We start from the raw sequence: 19918 nt of genomic DNA on the forward strand, positions 1-19918 counted from the left end.
TCCCGGGCTCTACGGACGGCCGCCCACGATTCTCATCCTTGCTGGTGCCCCGCAGGGGCATCCGGGACTGAGTGGGCCGTTCGGGGACACCGGATCCACGAGGCGGCCTCTGGGACATCGACAGCGCCCGGGGAACGGCGGCCGAGCCGACCACTGGTCCTCCCGGACCGGGTGTTCGGGAGGACCTGCTGGGGGTAGTGGCAGCCCCCTGGCCGTCCGCACCTGGCGGCAGCCCTCGACTGGAAGGTCGGCATGGCCGAGAAGAGCGGTAAGGGCAGCGCCACAGCCAAGAAGGCGAACGCCAAGGCGAAGAAGGAAGGGAAGAAGAACCCCCGCAAGAGCTCGGCCGCACAGAGCGAGCTGGGGAAGAAGGGCGGCAAGAAGGGCGGCAAGAAGTCCTGACGCAGCGCGGCTGTCGTCCTTGCTGCCGCCGGGACGAGTAGCGCACCCGACCGCCCACGCCCACAGCGCGGAACGGTGAGCTGCTCGGGCTGGAAGCATCGGTAGGACGCCGGACCGGACGATCGCCAGTGTCCCTGACACGATGATCCCCCCAGGCAGCAGAGCACGAGCAGCCCAGAGCAGTGTGCGGCGGGAGGCGAGACGCTCGCCCACGTTCCCGCGGGAACGCCGTCGTCTGCGAATGGAACCGCTCAGGGCCTCGGCTGGCGTCGCCTCGCATCGCACCATCGCCGAATGCTGCGACGAACAGCCGGTGACGCGCCGGGCTCCCAAGGACCATCGTCGGGGACAGCATGGGACCGGTGCGCACCACTCGCGAAGCGTCGTGGTCGTGGTCGCGTCACTGAGTCATCGACGGGCCCGTGTCTCCCGGCATCAGTGTGCGGGTGACCCGCTCGAGGACAACGGACGCGGGCCCGGACGGCGCCGATCGCCCGCGCTCAGCCGTAGGGCGTGAGCAGCTGGTCGACCGGGGCGAAGTCGTCGGTGAGGACGGCGGCGTCCCCGACGAACCGGTCCAGCTCGCCGCCCTCCACCACCTGCCAGGCGAGCTGCCGGTCGGCCAGGCCGGCGGCGATCGCCACTGCGGGCAGCGGCCGCTGGGAGGCGACGGCCACCACGTTGCCGCCGTCCTGCCCGGCGACGACCGGAGCGCGCGCCAGCAGCAGGACGTGGTCGAAGACCGCGCGCAGAGTGGCGAGCTCCGCGCGGACGAAGCGCAGCGGCGGGTGGTCGATGAGGTTGACCGCGTAGACGCCGTCCGCGGTGAGCGCGGCGTCGACCAGCTCGAGCGCCTCGGTGGTGGTCAGCTGCCAGGGCACCGACAGGCCGCCGAAGGCGTCGCCGACCACGAGGTCCCGCTCCCCCGCCGGCTCGTCCAGCAGCCCGACCCGCGCGTCGCCCACCCGGACCTCCAGGGACGGGGAGGTCCGCAGCCCCAGCTCCTCCTCGTCGACCGCGACCACCCCGGGGTCGACCTCGAGCACCCGGCTCACCGTGCCCGGGCGGACCTCGGCCAGGTACCGCGGCAGCGTCAGCCCGCCGCCCCCCACGTGCAGGGCCGACAGCGGCTCACCGTCCGGGGCCAGCGCATCGGTGACCGCGGCGACCGCGCGGACGTACTCGAACTCCAGGTACGTCGGGTCGGCGAGGTCGACGTAGGAGTGGCGCAGCGTGTCCAGGCGGAGCACCCGGCCGGTGTCCCGCCCGGGGTCGGCGTCCACCCGCGCGCAGTGGTAGGCCGTCTCCCGCTCGCACGGGGTGGGCGCGACGACGGCGAGGCCCGGTGCCGCCAGGGCGAGGACCAGCAGGCCGACCGGCAGCCGGCCGGCGGCCCCCGGCGCGCGGCGCCGCAGCAGCAACGCCAGGGCCACCCCGACGAGGACGACGAGCAGCCCCGCCCCGACCAGGATCACGCTGCTCGGCAGCACCGCGACCAGCACGAAACCGGTCGCGAAGGTGGCCACGATCCCGCCGAGCGTGCCGATCCCGGACAGCCGGCCCACCACCGACCCGGTCTCGGCCAGGCTGCCCAGCTGCAGCTTGACCACCATCGGCGGCACGGCCGACAGCAGCGCGGCCGGCACCCCGACGGCGACGAACGCCAGCAGCAGCACGTTCCCCGCCTGGGCGCCGGTGAGCAGCGCACCGGCGAACCGCACCACCGGGACCACGGCGACGACCAGCGCACCCCCGCCGACCAGCAGCGGTGCGATCAGCCGCCGCGGGTCGCTGCGGTCGGCGGTGGTGCCGCCGGCCCAGGCCCCGAGCGCGATGGCGGCCAGCGCGCAGCCGATCACCGCCGTGCTGGTCTGCAGCGTCACCCCGACGTAGGGGGCGATCAGGCGCAGGCCGACCACCTCGAGCACCAGGACGGTCCCGGAGGCGAGGAAGGTGACCGCGGCCGCCACCCACCCGGGCAGCGCCCGCGGGGCCGGGTGGGGGTGCGGCGGCGCGGCGGACGGGCGCGGCGTCTCGGTGGTCAGCGGGTCACCTCGTGGGCTCGGGTCGGGCTCAGAACAGCGCAGGCTGATCGGCCGGCGCGCTCACCGACTCCAGGCGGGCGGTCAGCTGCGGCCCGTTGTTGGCCACGTTGCCCACCGCCGGGCCGACCGGGCGGATCTCCAGCCGCTCGACGTACTCCGGCGGGGTGGGCGTGGCCAGCTCGGCGACGTCCTGCCGCGCCGGGTCCAGCCACTCGGCCCACCGGTCGCGGGGCAGCACCAGCGGCATCCGCGGGTGCACCTCGGTGAGGGCACCGACGGCGGGCGCGGTGACCACCGTGCACGTGTACAGCCGGTCCTCACCCCTCCCCCAGACCTCCCAGAGGCCGGCGAAGGCCAGCCCGGACCCGTCCTCCGGCGTGACGTAGTACGGCTGCTTGCCCGGCCGGTCTTGGTGCGGCGCCCACTCGTACCAGCCGTCGGCGGGGACCAGGCAGCGCCGGGTGGCGGCGGCCGTGCGGAAGGCGGGCTTCTCGGTCAGCGACTCGACCCGGGCGTTGAGCAGCCGGTTGCCGATCGAGGCGTCCTTGGCCCACGAGGGCACCAGCCCCCAGCGGACGGCCCGCAGCTCCCGGTGCCCGCCGCCGGTGAGCGCGCCCTCGGCGTCCCGCTCCTTCTTGTGCCGGACGACGTACACGTCCTTCGTCGGCGCGACGTTGTAGTCGGCCGGCAGCGGGGGCTGCCCCTCGGCGGGCACCGCCTCGAACTCGACCGTGAGGTCCTCGGGACGGCGGCTGGCGGCGTACCGACCACACACGGCTGCTCCCTCCCCGGGCGGGCCGGTGCCCGGTCCCGTGGCCCCCGAGCCTAGGTGGGGGCACCGACGGTCGCCGCTCCCGCGCGTGCGCTCCCGCGGACGGGTAGGACGGAGCCGACGACGACCAGCCGACGGAGGCACGACGACGTGACCAGCGACCAGGCCCCGGCCAGCGGGCACCCCAAGACCGCCAGCGACGCCGGGGCCCGCCCCTACGCGACGGTGGACCCCTGCACCGGGGAGACCGAGCGGGAGTTCCCGTTCCTGGAGACCGACGCGGTCGACGGCGTCGTGGAGCGGGCGCACGCCGCCTTCGGGGAGTGGCGGCGCCGGCCGGTCGAGGAGCGGGCCGCCGTCGTCCGGCGGGCCGCGGACCTGATGCGCGAGCGGCAGGGCGACCTCGCCGCGCTCATCACCCGGGAGATGGGCAAGCGGATCAAGGAGGCCGCCGGCGAGGTGCGGCTGGCCGCGAGCATCCTCGACTACTACGCGACCCAGGGCCCGGGCTTCCTGGCGCCGAAGCCGATCGACGTGGCGCAGGGCGAGGCCGTCGTCGTGAACGAGCCGCTCGGCGTGCTGCTGGCCATCGAGCCGTGGAACTACCCGCTGTACCAGGTGGTCCGGGTGGCCGGCCCCAACCTGGTGCTGGGCAACACGGTCCTGCTCAAGCACGCGGAGCTGAACCCGCAGTGCGCCCTCGCGCTCGAGCAGCTGTTCCGCGACGCCGGGGCGCCCGACGGGGTCTACACGAACGTGTTCCTGCGCATCGCCGACGTGGAGCGGGTGATCGCGCACCGGCACGTGCGGGGCGTGACGCTCACCGGCAGCGAGCGGGCCGGCGCCAGCGTCGCGGAGATCGCCGGCCGGCACCTGAAGAAGTCCGTGCTGGAGCTCGGCGGCAGCGACCCGTTCGTCGTGCTCGACGCCCAGGACGTCGGTCGCACCGTCAAGGCCGCCACGATGGGCCGGATGGCCAACACCGGGCAGGCCTGCATCGCCGCCAAGCGGTTCATCGTGCTCGACGAGGTCTACGACCAGGTCGTGGGCGGCCTGCAGCAGGCGTTCGCCGGCTTCACCCCCGGCGACCCGGCCGATCCGTCGACGACCCTCGGCCCGCTCTCCTCCGAGCGCGCCGCTCAGGACCTCGTGGCGCAGATCCAGGACGCGGTCGACAAGGGCGCCACCGTGCTCGCCGGCGGTGGCCGCCCCGACCGCCCCGGCGCCTTCGTCGAGGCCACGCTGCTGGCCGACGTCACCCCGGACATGCGCGCCTGGTCCGAAGAGCTCTTCGGGCCCGCCGCCGTCGTGCACCGGGCGGCCGACGAGGAGGAGGCCGTCCGGCTGGCCAACGACAGCGAGTACGGCCTGTCCGCGGTCGTGTACTCGAGCGACCTGGAGCGGGCCCGGTCGGTCGCCGACCGGATCGAGTCGGGCATGGTCTGGATCAACCAGCCCACCGGCTCCTCGCCCGAGCTGCCCTTCGGCGGCGTGAAGCGCTCCGGCTACGGCCGCGAGCTGTCCGAGCTGGGCATGTTCGAGCTCGCGAACCGCCGGCTGGTGCGCACGCTGCCGGCGCAGAAGGCCGACGAGCCCGCCGGTGGGTGACCCCGGCACCCGGGACTGCCATCCTCTGCGGCCATGAGGTTCTCCACGACGGTGGTGCTGGGCGGCAGGACCGCGACGGGCCTGGAGGTGCCGGCCGAGGTCGTCACCGCACCGGGCGCCGGGAAACGGCCCCCGGTGACGGTGTCGGTGGGCGGGCACACCTACCGCAGCACCGTCGCGCCGATGGCCGGCAGCTGCTGGCTGCCGCTCGCCGCCGAGCACCGCACCGCGGCCGGGGTGGCGGCCGGGGACACCGTCGAGGTGGACGTCGAGCTCGACGAGGCGCCGCGGGTGGTGGAGGTGCCCGCAGACCTGGCCGCGGCGCTGGACGCCGAGCCCGAGGCGCGCCGCCGCTTCGACGCGCTCTCCTGCAGCAACCAGCGCCGGCACGTGCTGGCCGTCGAGGGCGCCAAGGCCGAGGCCACCCGGGCGCGGCGGGTCGCCGCCGCCGTCGCCACGCTGCGGGAGGGATGACCCGGCAGGGCAGGATGGAACCCATGGTCGAGGTCTGGACGACGCCGCGCTGCGGCGCGCCGCTGGACGCCGTGGTCTCCCTGCCCGGGTCCAAGTCGCTGACCGCGCGCGCCCTCGTGCTCGCCGCGCTGGCCGACGGGCCGAGCCGGCTGGTCCGGCCGCTGCGCGCCCGGGACACCGAGCTGATGGCCGCCGGGTTGCGCGCGCTCGGCGTGGGCGTCACCGACGACGGCTCCGCCTCCGACCCGGACTGGCTGGTCACCCCGGGAGAGCTGCGCGGGCCGGCCGAGGTCGACGCCGGCCTCGCGGGCACCGTGCTGCGCTTCCTGCCGCCGGTGGCGGCCCTGGCGACCGGCCCGGTCCGGCTGGACGGCGACCCGCGGCTGCACGACCGGCCCAACGCCGGGCTGATCGCCGGGCTGCGCGCGCTCGGCGTGCAGGTCGACGACGGCGGCCGCGGGCGGGCACCGTTCACCGTGCACGGCACCGGCGCGGTGCGCGGTGGCGCGGTGACCGTCGACGCGAGCGAGTCCAGCCAGGTGGTCTCCGGCCTCCTGCTGGCCGCGCCCCGGTTCACCGACGGCCTGGACCTGCGGGTGGCCGGGGAGCTCCCCTCGATGCCGCACGTGGAGATGACCGTCACGGCGCTGGCCGAGCACGGGGTGGACGTCGTCCCGACCGACGGCGGCTGGCGGGTGGCCCCCGGGCCGATCGCCGCCCTGGACCGGGTCCTCGAGCCCGACCTCTCCAACGCCGCGCCCTTCCTCGCGGCAGCGCTGGTTTCCGGGGGGCGGGTCACCGTCCGGGACTGGCCCGCCGGCACCACGCAGCCCGGCGCCCAGCTCGACCGGCTGCTCAGCACGATGGGTGCCGAGGTGACCCGCACGACCCAGGGCCTGCAGGTCACCGGCGGTGCGCGGATCACCCCCCTCGTGGCCGACCTCGGCGAGGTCGGCGAGCTCACCCCCGTCCTCGCCGCGCTGTGCGCCCTCGCCGACGGGCCGTCCCGGCTCACCGGCATCGCGCACCTGCGCGGGCACGAGACCGACCGGCTGCAGGCGCTCGACGAGGTGCTCACCGCGGTCGGCGCGCGGGTCCGGCAGCTGCCCGACGGGCTGGAGATCGAGCCCGGCCCGCGGCGGCCGGCCCGGCTGGGCTCCTACGCCGACCACCGCATGGTGCACGCGGCCGCGGTGCTGGGGCTGGCCGTCGAGGGCGTCGAGGCCGAGGACCCGGGCGCGGTGGGCAAGACGATGCCGGACTTCGTCGAGCGGTGGACGCAGCTGCTGGGCCAGCAGGTCGGGGCGGACCGCTGACGCCCCGGGACCCCGCATGAGCCGCCGGCACGACAGCCGCTCGGACGAGGACGACATCCGGGTCCGGCCCAGCCGGCGCGGCTCGCGGCCGCGCACCCGGACCCGGCCGGCGCACGCCGACGCCGTCCCCGGGCTCGTGGTGGCGGTGGACCGCGGCCGGATGCAGGTGCGGATCGAGGGCCCCGACGGCGCCCCGGTGGAGGTCACCGCGATGCGCGCCCGGGAGCTCGGCAAGCACGGGGTGGTCGTCGGCGACCAGGTGCGGCTGGTCGGCGACTCGTCCGGCCGGCCGGACACCCTCGCCCGCATCGTCGTCATCGAGGACCGGGTGACGTCGCTGCGCCGCACCGCCGACGACACCGACCCCACCGAGCGTATCGTGGTGGCCAACGCGGACCAGCTCGTCGTCGTCACCGCGGTGGCCGACCCCGAGCCGGCGCTGGGCTTCCTGGACCGGTGCCTGGTCGCCGCCTACGCCGGTGGTCTCCAGCCGCTGCTGTGCCTGACCAAGACCGACCTGGCCAGCGCCCAGCCGCTGCTGGACCGCTACGCCGGCCTCGAGGTCGAGGCGGTGCCGATGTCGCGGGAGACGCCGCTGGACGAGCTGCTGGTCCGGATCTCCGGGCGGATGAGCGTGCTGGTCGGGCAGTCCGGCGTCGGCAAGTCGACCCTGGTGAACCGGTTGGTGCCCGACGCCTTCCGGGCCACCGGGGACGTCAGCAAGATCGGCAAGGGCCGGCACACGTCGTCCTCGGTGGTGCTGCTGGACCTGCCGGGGGGCGGCACGGTCATCGACACCCCGGGCATCCGGTCGTTCGGCCTGGCCCACGTGACCGCCGACGACGTGCTCCAGGCCTTCGACGACCTCGCCGAGGCCGCCGTCGACTGCCCGCCCGGCTGCGGGCACGGCGCCGAGGACCCCGACTGCGCCCTCGACGGATGGGCGGACCAGGGACCCCCGGCCCGCCGGGAGCGGCTGGCCAGCTTCCGCCGGCTGGTCGACGCCGTCGGCCAGGTGACGTGAGGGAACGGCCCCCCAGCAGGGGTCCCGCCGCGAGCGAGCGGCGGGCCCCTGCAGCGGGCCGTCAGATCAGGCGGGCGGCCACCGGGCGCTCGGTCCAGCCGCCGTCGCCGTCCGCCCGGACCCGCCAGGCCCGGGCACCCGGGCGGACGGTCACCGCCTCGGCCAGCTCGGTGCCGATGTAGTGCAGCCCGACGCCGTCCTCGGTGGCGTAGCCGGGCGGCAGCACCGACTCGGCGACCAGCCGGCGGTACACCTCCCGCCGGGGCTGGGTGGTCCGGTCGTCGTGCACGCCGTTGCTGTGCGGCAGCAGGCGCAGGCCCTGGCCGAACGGCGCGAGCCCGGTGGACCACGAGTCGGTCGGCCCGCCGGCGTGCCAGCACAGCGAACCCTCCCCCTGGCCGACGAGCACGATCCCGGCCTCCCAGCACTCCCGCAGCACCGCGGGCAGGCCGTGCGCCCGCCAGACGGCCATCAGGTTCACCACGCTGCCGCCCTCGACGAACACGACGTCCTGCTGGAGCAGGTGGGTCCGCAGGTCGGGGACGCTGGGCCGGGGGAACAGCCGCAGCGAGGTCAGGACGACGTCCGGCCGGCCGCCGAAGACCTGCGCGTAGACGGCGACCGCCGCCGGGTCGTCCCCCACCGCGGTCGGCAGGTAGCAGAGCCGGACCGGCCCGTCGGCGCTCCGCCGAGCCCGCCCGAGCGCCAGCGCGTGGTCGACGAGCGGACGGTTGCCCCGCTCACCGGCCCGCGGCTCCAGCACCCCGGAGAAGGCGAACACCTGCCGTCTCACCCGTCAGCCTCCCCATCACACGTCGACGACACTGGCCGCGTTCCGGTCGCGGTCCGCTCCTCGTCGCTGGCGCTCCCTGCGTGCTCCCGCCACCGTCACACGTCGACGTAACCACCGCTGCGCCAGTACACCCCGGCGTCCCGGGAGAGCAGGGCCTCGTCCACCAGGTACCGCCGGAGGGCCGCCACGTCCGGGTGCCAGGCTGCCAGCAGCGCGTTGACCTCCCGCTCCGGGTACCGGACGCCGGGCTCGAACACGTGCACCAGGTGCTCCAGCACCACGCGCCGCTTGCTGTGCTGGGCGGGGATGGAGACCAGCCGGCCCTCGCGCAGGAACGACCGGAGGACGGCGTCCTGCGCCGGGTCCCCGGACAGCGGCTCCGCCGCCGGGGCGCCGGCCGCCGCGGCCCGGGCGGCCTCCCCGAACCGCTCTGTGTGCAGCGCCAGGTCGTGCCCGTCGCGGCGCACCAGCCCGGCCCGGGCCAGCCGCCGCGCGGCGAGCGCGACCTCCTTGAGCGACAGCCCGGAGGCCTGCGCGACCTCCTCGATCGTGCCGGCGCCGAGCGCCAGCGCGGAGACGACCCGCAACCGGACCGGATCGGCCAGCAGCCCCACGATCGTCCCGGCGTCCACGGCCCGACGGTATCCGTGCACCGGTCGGGCGGCTGGGGTACACCGGGCGGCACGGGGGTACGCCGGGCTGCATGGTGAGCCCCATCGACATCCAGAAGGCCCTCGGCGGCATGGACTACCCGGCCACGAAGGAGCAGATCGTCAAGCACGCCGAGGACAACGGCGGCGGCAAGGACGTCCTCGACGCGCTGAACGGGATCGAGGACCGCGAGTACGAGGGTCCGAGCGGGGTGAGCGCCGCCGTCTTCGACTGAGGGAGGACCGGCACGTCGCCATCGCCCGCGACCGGCCATGTTGGCCAACATGGCCGGTACGCGGCCGATAGGTTGCCTGCCATGACGTCGGCGCAGCGGGGCTACAACGAGGACATGCGCCTGGCGCACGTGCTGGCCGACCAGGCCGACTCGATCAGCCTGGACCGCTTCCGGGCGCAGGACCTGCGGGTGGACACCAAGCCGGACCTCACCCCGGTCACCGACGCCGACCGCGCGGTCGAGGAGCAGCTCCGCCAGAGCCTCGCCCGTGCCCGCACCCGGGACGCGGTGCTCGGCGAGGAGTTCGGCAGCACCGGCCGCGGCGATCGGCGGTGGGTCATCGACCCGATCGACGGCACCAAGAACTTCGTCCGCGGGGTGCCGGTGTGGGCCACGCTGATCGCGCTGATGGACGGCGACGAGCCGGTCGTGGGCCTGGTGTCCGCCCCGGCGCTGCACCGGCGGTGGTGGGCGGCCGCGGGCGTCGGGTCGTGGACCGGCCGGCGGCTGGAGAACGCCACCCGCTGCCGGGTGTCGCAGGTCGGCACCCTCGCCGACGCGAGCCTGTCCTACTCGAGCCTGACCGGGTGGGAAGAGCGGGGCCGCCTCGACGGCTTCCTCGACCTGACCCGGTCGGTGTGGCGCACCCGCGCGTACGGCGACTTCTGGAGCTACATGATGGTGGCCGAGGGCGCGGTGGACATCGCCTGCGAGCCCGAGGTCTCCCTGTGGGACCTCGCCGCCCTGGACGTGATCGTCCGCGAGGCCGGGGGCACCTTCACCGACCTGACCGGCGCGCCGGGGCCGGCCGGGGGCAGCGCGCTGGCCAGCAACGGCCTGCTGCACCCCGACGTGCTGACGGCGCTCGCCCCGCGGACGGGACGAGCGCCGTCGGTCTGAGCCGCGATCAGTAGGAGCGGCCGGTCCCGCTGCCGCCCCGGCCGCCCTGCATCCGACGCCGCGCGTCGTCGATGCGGGCGCGCGTCTTCGGGTCCTTCGCCATCTGCTGGGCCTTGTCCGTGGCCTGACGGATCACCTGCCGGCCCTTGGGGCTGTTGGCGAACTGGACGACCTTGTTGAACAGCGACGACGCCATGACGCGCCTCCCTCCCTCTGCGAGGAGCCACACCGGCCCCGTCCGTTCCGCTCAACGGTGCCAGGTGCCCGGACGTTCCGCGCGTCGAGCGCGATCACCCCAGCGCAGCGGCCCACCGGTCCCGGGCCGCGACGAGCCCCGGATGCGGAGCGGGCTCCACCACCGGACCGGCCACCCGCCGGGGGACGACGTCCCGCCCCACCCCCCGGGCGGCGAGCACCGCGGCACCGGCCGCCGACGCGCTGCGCACCTCCAGGTGCTGGACCGGGTCCCCGAGGACGTCGGCGAGCAGCTGCAGCACCCGGGGGTCGCGGGCGCCGCCGCCGGTGACCACCACCTGCTCCTCCCCGACCGGGCCCAGCAGCCGCCGGGCCGCCGCGACCGCGAACACGACCCCTTCCAGCGCGGCCCGGGCCAGGTCCGCGCGCGTGGTGTCGGCGGACAGCCCGGTCCACGCGCCGCGCGCCGAGGGGCCGGCGACGCCGCCGCGCTCGCCGGTGAGGAAGGGGCTGAAGACCGCACCGCCCGCGCCCGGCTCCGCCGCCGACAGACTGCCGACGAACGCCGTCCAGTCCAGCCCGAGCACCTCCTGCACCCACGACCACGCGGTGCCCCCGTTCCGCAGCGCGGCCATGCCGTACCAGCCGTCCGCGGCGTCGGCGTAGCAGTGGACGACGGGGTCCAGCGCCGGCGCCGGCGTCACCCCCGGCCGGATCAGCTGCACCCCGGACCCGAGGTTGACCTGGACCCCGGCGCGCGTGCCGGCGGCCAGCAGCGCCAGCGGGGTGTCCGCGCCGCCCACGACGACCGGCACCTCCCCCACCGGGGTCGCCGCGGTGCCGACCACCTCGGTCCCCGGGCGGACCGCAGGGAGCAGGCGCTGCGGAACACCCGCGGCCGCGAGCGCGGCCGCGGACCACTGCTCCCCGGGGACGTCCCACAGCAGGGTGGCCGATGCGTCGCTGCGGTCGGTGACCGCGCCGGGCACCAGCGTCGCGCGCACGGCGTCCTTGGGCAGCAGCACCGCGGCCGCCCGGTCGAGCAGGTGCGGCTCGTGCTCGGCGAGCCAGGCCACCATCGGGCCGGTCATCCCGGGCACCAGGGGGTTGGCCAGGGCGGCCCGGTCCGCGGCGGGCAGCGCCCGCCACCGGTCGACCTGGGCAGTGGCGCGGGCGTCGGGCCACAGCAGCGCCGGGGCGAGCGCCGTCCCCCCGCCGTCGACCAGCACCGCGCCGTGCATCTGCCCGGACAGCCCGAGGGCGGCCACCCGGCGACCGCCGAGCCGGCCGGCCAGCTCGGCCAGGGCGCCGTCCAGCGCCTCCCGCCAGACCGCCACCTCGGTCTGCGCCCAGCCCGGCCGCGGCCGCTGGACCGGGTACGCCGCCTCCGCCTCGGCGACCACCGCGCCGTCGGGGTCCAGCGCGGCGACCTTCAGGCCGCTGGTGCCGAGGTCGGCACCGGCGACGAGCTCGGCCACGCCGCTGCTCAGGCCCGCTCGGGGCTGTTCCCGTACGCGTAGGACGCGTCGGCGTACCGGCCGCCCTCGGCGACCCCGGGCGGGGCGATCTCCGCCAGCCGGGTCAGGTCCTCGGCGGTCAGCGCGACGCCGGCCGCGCCGACGTTCTCCTCCAGGTAGCCGCGCCGCTTGGTGCCCGGGATGGGGACGACGTCCTCCCCCTGCGCCAGCACCCAGGCCAGCGCCAGCTGGCCCGGGGTGACCCCCTTCTCCTCGGCCAGCGCCCGGACCGCGTCGACCAGCCGCAGGTTCGCGGTGAACGCCTCGCCGGTGAAGCGGGGGTGCGTGCGGCGCCAGTCGTCCTCGGCGAAGTCGTCGGGGCTGGTGATCGCGCCGGTCAGGAAACCCCGGCCGAGCGGGCTGAACGGCACGATGCCGATGCCGTGCTCCCGGGCGACGCCCACGACCTCGAACTCCAGGTCACGGGTCCACAACGACCACTCGCTCTGCAGGGCGGCGATCGGGTGGACGGCGACCGCCCGGCGGATCGAGGCCGCGCTGGCCTCGGACAGCCCCAGGTGGCGGACCTTGCCCTGCTGCACGAGCTCGGCCATCGCACCGACGGTGTCCTCGATCGGCACCCGCGGGTCGACCCGGTGCTGGTAGTACAGGTCGATCACCTCGACGCCGAGCCGGCGCAGGCTCGCCTCCGCGCACGCGCGCACGTTCTCGGGGCGGCCGTCGATGTCGTTGCCCCCGCGGTCGTTGCGCCGGAGGGAGAACTTGGTGGCCAGCTCGACCTCGTCGCGACGCCCGGCGATCGCCTCTCCGACCAGCTCCTCGTTGTGCCCGCTGCCGTAGACGTCGGAGGTGTCCAGGAAGGTGACCCCGAGGTCGAGGGCGCGGTGGATCGTCGCGATGGACTCGGTGCGGTCGGCGGCGCCGTACATCTGGCTCATGCCCATGCAGCCCAGGCCCAGGGCGGACACCTCCAGGCCGCCGAGGGTTCGCCGGGGGACGGTCGGCAGGCTGCGCGTCATGGGCGCATCCTGACGCCCGCGGCCGACCGCGCGCCAGCCGGTCAGGCGCCGGGCAGCGCCCCGGTGGAGACCAGCTGCTCGGCGACGTCCCGCAGCTTCACGTTGGTGCGCTGGGAGGAGTGGGTGAGCAGGGTGAACGCCTGCTCCGCGGTCACCTTGTACCGCTCCATGAGGATGCCCTTGGCCTGCTCGATCACCGCGCGGGAGACCATCGCCCGGCGCAGGTTGTCGGCGTCGGTGGTCGCGCGGGCCGTGGCCTCGGCGTTGGCGACCGCGATCGCCACGAAGGCGGCGACCTCCTCCCCCAGCGGGACGTCGGCCTCGCCGAACGAGCCCGCCTCGGTGGAGTAGATGTTCAGCGCCCCGATGGACGCCCCCTGGAACGGCAGCGGCACCGACAGCGAGCTGCCCACCCCGAGTTCCGCGGCGTGCCGGGTGTAGTCGGGCCAGCGGTCCTCGGTGTGCATGTCCGCGATCAGGAACACCTCTCCGGCCCGCCCGGCGTCCAGGCAGGGGCCGTAGCCGCGCACGTACTGCATCTCGTCGGCGTCCATGGCGATCTGCCCGTCGAAGGCGGCGGTGAAGGCCTCCTCCTGGCGGATCAGCGTGATCGACACGGCCTCGGCGCCGGGCAACGCCCGCCGGGAGATGCCCACGACCTCGGTGAGCACGTCCGGCAGCTCGCGGTCCACCAGGACGACCCCGGCCAGCTCGGCGTGCAGGCGGCCCAGCCCCTCGCTCATGTCCTGCTGGTCCTTCCCGTCGGCGGTCCCGCCGCTGCTCAGGACGGCCTCCTGGCCGAGCTCGAACCCGGCGGCGGCAGCGTATCCGCCGTGGACGACCAGCCGGCCCGGTCCGCGTGCCGCCGCACCGTCGCTGCCGTCGCCGGCGCGGTCTGATGGGATGAGGTCCACAGCCGGCAGCGTCACCCCGCCGCCGGCTCCCGCCGTCCGCCAGGGAGATCCCGTGCAGTACGCCGAGTCCGTCGTCGACCTGATCGGCGACACCCCGCTGGTCCGGCTCCGCCGCGTCACCGAGCACCTGGGACCCGACGCGCCGCTGGTCCTCGCCAAGGTCGAGTACCTCAACCCCGGCGGCTCGGTGAAGGACCGGATCGCGCTGCGGATGATCGAGGCCGCGGAGGCCTCCGGGGCGCTCCGGCCGGGCGGCACCATCGTCGAGCCGACCAGCGGCAACACCGGCATCGGGCTGGCCATCGTGGCCCAGCAGCGCGGGTACCGGTGCGTCTTCGTGTGCCCGGACAAGGTGGGCCAGGAGAAGATCAACGTGCTCAAGGCCTACGGCGCCGAGGTGCACGTCTGCCCCACCGCCGTCGACCCGGCCGATCCCCGCTCGTACTACTCGGTGTCCGACCGGCTGGCCCGGGAGATCCCCGGCGGCTGGAAGCCCGACCAGTACTCCAACCCGGCCAACCCGCGCTCGCACTACGAGACCACCGGCCCGGAGATCTGGGCGCAGACCGACGGGCGGATCACCTGCTTCGTCACCGGCGCGGGCACCGGCGGGACGATCAGCGGGGTCGGGCGCTACCTCAAGGAGGCCTCCGGCGGGCGGGTGCGTGTCGTCGGCGCGGACCCCGAGGGCTCCGTCTACTCCGGCGGCACCGGACGGCCCTACCTGGTCGAGGGCGTCGGCGAGGACTTCTGGCCCTCGACCTACGACCGGACCGTCGCCGACGAGATCGTCGCGGTCTCCGACGGCGACTCCTTCGCGATGACGCGCCGGCTGGCCCGCGAGGAGGGGATGCTGGTCGGCGGCTCCTGCGGGATGGCCGTCGTGGCGGCGCTGCGGGTGGCCGAGCGGCTGAGCAAGGACGACGTCCTGGTGGTGCTGCTGCCCGACGGCGGCCGCGGCTACCTGAACAAGATCTTCAACGACGAGTGGATGGCCGACTACGGCTTCCTGACCGCCGCCGGCGGCGAGACCGTCGGTGAGCTGCTCGACGCCAAGGCCGGGCAGACCCCCGCGCTGGTGCACACCCACCCCAACGAGACGGTGCGCGACGCGATCGACATCCTCCGCGAGTACGGCGTGAGCCAGCTGCCGGTCGTGCGCGCCGAACCGCCGGTGACCGCCGGCGAGGTGGTCGGGTCGGTCGCCGAGCGGACGCTGCTCGACGCGCTGTTCGCCGGCCGGGCCAACCTGTCGGACCCGGTGGAGCGGCACATGTCCGCGCCGCTGCCGATCATCGGCTCCGGCGAGCCGGTGACCGCCGCGGTGAGCGCGCTCGGCGACGCCGACGCGCTGCTGGTGCACGTGGACGGCAAGCCGGCCGGGGTGGTGACCCGGCAGGACGTGCTCGGGCACCTCGTGGGCCTGTCTCCTACGGTCGGCGCATGACCCAGCCCGGTTTCAACACCCGCGCCATCCACGCCGGCCAGGAGCCGGACCCGGCGACCGGGGCGGTGATCCCGCCGCTGCACCTGACGACCACGTACAAGCAGGACGGCGTCGGCGGCCTGCGCGGTGGCTACGAGTACAGCCGCAGCGCCAACCCGACCCGGGACACCCTGCAGACGGCGCTGGCCGCGCTCGAGCAGGGCACCCGCGGGATGGCGTTCGCCTCCGGGCTCGCCGCCGAGGACACCCTGCTGCGCACCGTGTGCCGGCCCGGCGACTCGGTCGTGCTCGGTGGCGACGCGTACGGCGGCACCTACCGGCTGATCTCCCGGGTGCTCGAGCCGTGGGGCGTCACGCACCAGCCGGTCGACCTCAACGACCTGGACGCCGTCCGCGCCGCCGTCGCCCCCGAGACGACCCGGGTGGTCTGGTGCGAGACCCCGAGCAACCCGCTGCTCAACGTCGCCGACATCGCGGTGCTGGCGGAGATCGCGCACGCCTCGGGCACGCTGCTCGTCGTCGACAACACCTTCGCCTCGCCCTACCTGCAGCAACCGCTGACCCTGGGCGCCGACGTCGTCGTGCACTCGACGACCAAGTACCTGGGCGGGCACTCCGACGTGGTCGGCGGGGCGCTCGTGGTCGCCGACACCGAGCTCGGTGAGCGGCTGGCCTACCACCAGAACGCGATGGGTGCGGTCGCCGGCCCGTTCGACGCGTGGCTGGTGCTGCGCAGCCTGAAGACCCTCGGCGTCCGGATGGACCGGCACGGCGCCAACGCCGCCCGGATCGCGGAGTGGCTGCTGGAGCACCCGGCGGTGGGCGAAGTGCTGTACCCGGGGCTGCCGCAGCACCGGAACCACGAGATCGCGGCGAAGCAGATGTCCGGCTTCGGCGGGATGCTCTCGTTCCGGCTGCGGAACGGCGAGGAGGCGGCGCTCGAGGTGTGCGAGCGGACCCGGCTGTTCACCCTCGCCGAGTCGCTGGGCGGGGTGGAGTCGCTCATCGAGCACCCGCACCGGATGACCCACGCGAGCGCCGCCGGTTCGCCGCTGGAGGTGCCCGGCGACCTGGTGCGGCTGTCGGTGGGCATCGAGGACGTCGACGACCTGCTCGCCGACCTCGAGCGAGCACTGAGCTGACGTCGGCGTCGCCGTTGTGCGCTCGTTGCTGCCACGGAGAGCCCGAGACAGCCATGAGCGCACAACGGTGGACCGTCAGCTCCGCGGCCTCGTGAGGATGCGCGGGCCGTCCGCGGTGACCGCGACCGTGTGCTCGACGTGCGCCGCGCGGCTGCCGTCGGCGCTGCGCAGCGTCCAGCCGTCGGCGTCGACGCGGTAGTCGTCGTTGCCGCCGGCCAGGAACCACGGCTCGATGGCGATCACCAGCCCGGCGCGCAGCGGCACGCCCCGCCCGGCCCGGCCCTCGTTCGGGACGTGCGGCGCCTCGTGCATCGTCCGGCCCACGCCGTGACCGCCCTGGTCGGTGTTGATGCCGCAGCCCCCGGCCCGGCCGACCGCCGCGATCGCCGCCGAGATGTCCCCGACCCGGTTGCCCACCACCGCCGCCGCGATCCCCGCCTGCAGCGCCCGCTCGGCGGTGTCGACCAGCGCCAGGTCCTCCGCACGCGGTGTACCGACCGCGAAGGTGGTCGCCGAGTCCCCCACCCAGCCGTCGAGGGTGGCACCGGCGTCGACGCTGAGCAGGTCGCCGTCCTCGAGCTCGGCCAGGGTGGGGATGCCGTGCAGCGCGACGTCGTTGACCGACAGGCAGACGACACCCGGGAACGGCGGGGTGGTCGGCTGCGGGGCGTACCCGAGGAAGGGCGACGTCGCGCCGGCGTCGGCGAGGACGGCGCGGGCCACCTCGTCCAGCTCGGTCAGCCGGACGCCGGGGGCCGCGGCCGCCCGGACGGCGGCGAGCATGTCGGCCACCACCGCCCCCGCGGCCCGCATGGCCTCCAGCTCACCGGGGGTGCGCAGCTCGATCACGCCCCGACTCTGCCAGGACGCCCCCCGCCGGCCGCGGGAGCCCCTCCGGTAGACAGCGGGGGTGCACCGCGTCAGCGTCGTCGTCGCCACCCGGGACCGGCGGGAGTCGCTGCTCCGCTCGCTCGCCCGCCTCGACCAGCCGCACGGCCCACCGGTGGTGGTGGTCGACAACGCCTCCGCCGACGGCACCGTCGCCGCGGTGCGCGCCGGGCACCCCCGGGTCGAGCTCGTCGCACTGCCGGCCAACGCGGGCGCGGTCGCCCGCACCGACGGCGTGCGCCGCACGTCGACGCGGTACGTCGCCTTCGCCGACGACGACTCCTGGTGGGCGCCCGGCGCCCTGGAGCGCGCCGCCGACCTGCTCGACGCGCACCCGCGGGTCGCCGTCGTGGTGGGCCGGGTGCGGCTGGCCGCCGACGGGTCGGAGGACGCCGTCACCAGGAAGCACCGGGCGGCGGTGCTGGGCCGCTCCCCCGGCGCGCCGGGCCCCGACGTCCTCAGCTTCCCGGCGTTCGCCGCCGTCGTCCGGCGGGACGCCTACCTCGCCGTCGGCGGGTTCTCCCGGCTGCTGTTCTTCGGCGGCGAGGAGCACCTGCTGGCCCTCGACCTGGCCGCGGCGGGCTGGCAGCTGGTGTTCTGCGAGGACGTCGTCGCCTGGCACGACCCGGCCGGCCCGGACCGGCCCACGCCGCAGCGCTGGGCGGTGCAGACCCGCAACGACGTGCTCGTCGACTGGCTCCGCCGGCCGCTGCCGGTGGCCCTGGCCGCGACCGTCCGGCTGGCCCGTCGGGCTCGCCTCGACCCGGCCGCCCGCCGGGCCCTGCTCGGCGTGCTCAGGCTCCTCCCCCGAGCGCTGCGCGAGCGCCGGCCGGTCCCCGCCGACCTGGAGCGCCGGTTCGCCACCGCCCAGCGCCCGCTGGGCTGACCATCGGACGCGGGGCGGACATGTCTCCCCGCACGCTCGTGCTCTGAGTGCCGTCCGCACTCAGAGCACGAGCGTGCGGGAGACTGCCTGCTGCATCCCACGGGACAGCGACAGGAGGCCGGGGTGGCTGCGACGACGGCGGCCGGGACGACGGTGGCCGAGGTGGTGGCCGAGCTGGCCGCGCTCGAGGACCCGCGGGCCCGCGAGGTGAACGAGCGGCACGGCGACGACCACGGGGTCAACCTCGGCAAGCTGCGCGCGGTCGCGAAGCGGCTGAAGACCCAGCAGGACCTCGCGCGCCGGCTGTGGGAGACCGGTGACACCGCGGCGAGGCTGCTGGCGCTCCTGATCTGCCGCCCGAAGGCGTTCGAGCGGGACGAGCTGGACGTGATGGTGCGCGAGTCCCGCACTCCCAAGGTGCACGACTGGCTCGTGAACTACGTGGTCAGGAAGAGCCCGCACGCCGAGGAGCTGCGCACCGCCTGGTCGGCCGATCCCGATCCCGTGGTGGCGAGCGCCGGCTGGGCGCTGACCACCGAACGCGTGGCGAAGCAGCCCGACGGCCTCGACCTCCCCGGGCTGCTCGACGTCATCGAGGCGGAGATGCGGGACGCCCCGGACCGCCTGCAGTGGGCGATGAACCACTGCCTGGCCCAGATCGGGATCGAGCACGCCGAGCACCGCGCCCGGGCCATCGACATCGGTGAGCGCCTGCAGGTGCTCAGGGACCACCCGACTCCCCCGAACTGCACGTCGCCGTTCGCGCCCGTCTGGATCGCCGAGATGGTGCGCCGACGGCACGAGCAGTAGCGAGCAGGCCGGTGCGGGTCAGCCCTCCGCGAGCTGCTCGGTGAGCCACGCGCGGGCGTGCGCGTTGCCCGCCGCGCCGCGCCGCCGGGCCTCGGCGATCTCGTCGCCGAGCGTGCCGGACAGCGCGTGCTCCAGGGCCGCGTCCAGCGTCGTCGCGTCCACCTCACCGGCACGGAGCACGACGGGCCATCCCAGCGCGGCCGCCTGCGCGCTGACCTTCGCGCCGCCGGCGACCCCGTCACAGGCCACCACCGGCACCCCGTGCGCGAGGGCCAGCACCATCCCGTGCAGCCGCATGGTGACCACCACGTCCGCCCGCCGGATCAGCGCCTCGACCTGCGAGGGGAAGCGCTCGTACGGCTTGTCGTACAGGTCCATGTCCAGCTCGAACCACGGCAGGGCCCGCGCGCGCAGCCAGCCCTCGATGGCCGCGCGCACCTGGTCGGCCTGGCTGCGCGCGCCGTACTCCTCCTGCGGCGGCGCGAACGCCACCGCCACGACCGGGACGTCGGGCGTCGACGTGCCGATCGCCAGGTCCGGCCGCGCGACGCCGCCCGGGGCGTCGCGCTCCCAGACGCGGTGGAACAGCGGCCGGGCGTCGTCGGGCACCACGGAGACGTTGACCGCCCACCGCTGCGCGTGCTCGAACGCCGCGGTCAGCTCACGCATCAACGGCATGTCCATCAGCGGGCCGCTGACGAACAGCAGGTGGGTGTACTGCGTGGGGTCCACGTCGCGCCAGTGCGGGCCGCGCTGCAGGTAGGGCGCCCAGGCGACGTCGTGCTCGAGGCCCAGCTCGTCGAGCCAGCCGGTGACCACGTCGGCCCCCAGCTCGTCGCCGATGGTGGCGACCACCTCGTCGAAGCTGAACCACCCGGCGACCAGGAAACGCATGCGCCCACCCTGTCAGGCGGCCGGG

At 75.5% G+C, this 19918-nt stretch carries 21 protein-coding genes; 11 read left to right on the forward strand and 10 right to left on the reverse strand.

The window, feature by feature from the left end; genetic code table 11:
• The first annotated feature begins 252 nt into the window (after positions 1-252).
• Entirely contained in the window at positions 253-402 is a 150-nt protein-coding gene (locus HL189_RS20005; RefSeq protein ID WP_369135484.1) for a hypothetical protein, read from the forward strand.
• 500 nt (positions 403-902) lie between these two features.
• On the opposite strand, the gene HL189_RS20010 is transcribed toward HL189_RS20005, so the two are convergent.
• Together HL189_RS20010 and HL189_RS20015 are read right to left on the reverse strand one after the other, a co-directional pair.
• Entirely contained in the window at positions 903-2372 is a 1470-nt protein-coding gene (locus HL189_RS20010) for a fused MFS/spermidine synthase (RefSeq protein WP_369135485.1), read from the reverse strand.
• A gap of 103 nt (positions 2373-2475) precedes the next feature.
• A complete protein-coding gene (locus tag HL189_RS20015; protein WP_369135486.1) occupies positions 2476-3222 on the reverse strand; it encodes an SOS response-associated peptidase in 747 nt (248 codons plus the stop codon).
• Between the two features lie 147 nt (positions 3223-3369).
• Between HL189_RS20015 and HL189_RS20020 the strand changes: the two genes are divergently transcribed.
• From HL189_RS20020 to rsgA, 4 genes are read left to right on the forward strand one after another with little or no spacing between them, the layout of a single operon-like run.
• A complete protein-coding gene (locus HL189_RS20020) occupies positions 3370-4827 on the forward strand; it encodes an NAD-dependent succinate-semialdehyde dehydrogenase (protein WP_369135487.1) in 1458 nt (485 codons plus the stop codon).
• A gap of 33 nt (positions 4828-4860) precedes the next feature.
• Positions 4861-5301: a DUF1905 domain-containing protein gene (locus tag HL189_RS20025; protein ID WP_369135488.1), complete on the forward strand. Its 441-nt coding sequence runs from the start codon at positions 4861-4863 to the stop codon at positions 5299-5301.
• A gap of 23 nt (positions 5302-5324) precedes the next feature.
• Complete coding sequence (gene aroA, locus HL189_RS20030; RefSeq protein WP_369135489.1) at positions 5325-6617, forward strand: 3-phosphoshikimate 1-carboxyvinyltransferase; 1293 nt, start codon at positions 5325-5327, stop codon at positions 6615-6617.
• Positions 6618-6633: 16 nt separating this feature from the next.
• Positions 6634-7641, forward strand: a complete 1008-nt coding sequence (rsgA, locus tag HL189_RS20035; protein WP_369135490.1) for a ribosome small subunit-dependent GTPase A — start codon at positions 6634-6636, stop codon at positions 7639-7641.
• Between the two features lie 61 nt (positions 7642-7702).
• On the opposite strand, the gene HL189_RS20040 is transcribed toward rsgA, so the two are convergent.
• Complete coding sequence (locus HL189_RS20040) at positions 7703-8434, reverse strand: Type 1 glutamine amidotransferase-like domain-containing protein (RefSeq protein WP_369135491.1); 732 nt, start codon at positions 8432-8434, stop codon at positions 7703-7705.
• A 95-nt stretch (positions 8435-8529) separates the two neighbouring features.
• Positions 8530-9066, reverse strand: a complete 537-nt coding sequence (locus tag HL189_RS20045; RefSeq protein WP_369135492.1) for a DUF2087 domain-containing protein — start codon at positions 9064-9066, stop codon at positions 8530-8532.
• Positions 9067-9137: 71 nt separating this feature from the next.
• Here HL189_RS20045 and HL189_RS20050 point away from each other — a divergent pair, with 71 nt between their 5' ends.
• Positions 9138-9320: a DUF2795 domain-containing protein gene (locus tag HL189_RS20050; protein WP_369135493.1), complete on the forward strand. Its 183-nt coding sequence runs from the start codon at positions 9138-9140 to the stop codon at positions 9318-9320.
• 81 nt (positions 9321-9401) lie between these two features.
• The gene (gene hisN, locus HL189_RS20055) at positions 9402-10220 is read left to right on the forward strand and encodes a histidinol-phosphatase (protein WP_369135494.1); all 819 of its coding nucleotides are present in this window, start codon (positions 9402-9404) and stop codon (positions 10218-10220) included.
• Positions 10221-10227: 7 nt separating this feature from the next.
• Here the strand turns inward: hisN and HL189_RS20060 are convergent, their stop codons facing one another.
• From HL189_RS20060 to HL189_RS20075, 4 genes are all read right to left on the reverse strand, one after another.
• Positions 10228-10416, reverse strand: coding sequence for a hypothetical protein (locus tag HL189_RS20060; protein WP_369135495.1), 189 nt, complete (start codon positions 10414-10416; stop codon positions 10228-10230).
• A gap of 94 nt (positions 10417-10510) precedes the next feature.
• The gene (locus HL189_RS20065; protein ID WP_369135496.1) at positions 10511-11893 is read right to left on the reverse strand and encodes an FGGY family carbohydrate kinase; all 1383 of its coding nucleotides are present in this window, start codon (positions 11891-11893) and stop codon (positions 10511-10513) included.
• Between the two features lie 8 nt (positions 11894-11901).
• Positions 11902-12912, reverse strand: coding sequence for an aldo/keto reductase (locus HL189_RS20070; protein ID WP_369135497.1), 1011 nt, complete (start codon positions 12910-12912; stop codon positions 11902-11904).
• 41 nt (positions 12913-12953) lie between these two features.
• Positions 12954-13841 carry a GAF and ANTAR domain-containing protein gene (locus HL189_RS20075; protein WP_369135498.1) on the reverse strand — a complete coding sequence of 296 codons (888 nt, stop codon included), beginning with the start codon at positions 13839-13841 and terminating at the stop codon, positions 12954-12956.
• A gap of 37 nt (positions 13842-13878) precedes the next feature.
• On the opposite strand from HL189_RS20075, the gene HL189_RS20080 reads away from it, so the two are divergent.
• Both HL189_RS20080 and HL189_RS20085 read left to right on the forward strand, forming a co-directional pair.
• Positions 13879-15273 (forward strand): cystathionine beta-synthase, encoded by a 1395-nt coding sequence (locus HL189_RS20080; protein WP_369135499.1) that lies wholly within the window; start codon positions 13879-13881, stop codon positions 15271-15273.
• Positions 15270-16415, forward strand: a complete 1146-nt coding sequence (locus tag HL189_RS20085; RefSeq protein WP_369135500.1) for a cystathionine gamma-synthase — start codon at positions 15270-15272, stop codon at positions 16413-16415. Before HL189_RS20080 ends, HL189_RS20085 begins: the two co-directional genes overlap by 4 nt.
• Before the next feature lie 75 nt (positions 16416-16490).
• Here the strand turns inward: HL189_RS20085 and map are convergent, their stop codons facing one another.
• Entirely contained in the window at positions 16491-17264 is a 774-nt protein-coding gene (gene map / locus HL189_RS20090) for a type I methionyl aminopeptidase (protein ID WP_369135501.1), read from the reverse strand.
• A gap of 61 nt (positions 17265-17325) precedes the next feature.
• Here map and HL189_RS20095 point away from each other — a divergent pair, with 61 nt between their 5' ends.
• The gene (locus HL189_RS20095) at positions 17326-18189 is read left to right on the forward strand and encodes a glycosyltransferase family 2 protein (protein ID WP_369135502.1); all 864 of its coding nucleotides are present in this window, start codon (positions 17326-17328) and stop codon (positions 18187-18189) included.
• Positions 18190-18312: 123 nt separating this feature from the next.
• Positions 18313-18999, forward strand: a complete 687-nt coding sequence (locus tag HL189_RS20100; RefSeq protein ID WP_369135503.1) for a DNA alkylation repair protein — start codon at positions 18313-18315, stop codon at positions 18997-18999.
• Between the two features lie 18 nt (positions 19000-19017).
• Here HL189_RS20100 and HL189_RS20105 read toward each other — a convergent pair whose 3' ends face one another.
• The gene (locus HL189_RS20105) at positions 19018-19893 is read right to left on the reverse strand and encodes a polysaccharide pyruvyl transferase family protein (RefSeq protein ID WP_369135504.1); all 876 of its coding nucleotides are present in this window, start codon (positions 19891-19893) and stop codon (positions 19018-19020) included.
• Positions 19894-19918 lie beyond the last annotated feature (25 nt).

This window comes from Modestobacter sp. I12A-02662, from assembly GCF_041028325.1.
Classification (GTDB): domain Bacteria; phylum Actinomycetota; class Actinomycetes; order Mycobacteriales; family Geodermatophilaceae; genus Modestobacter.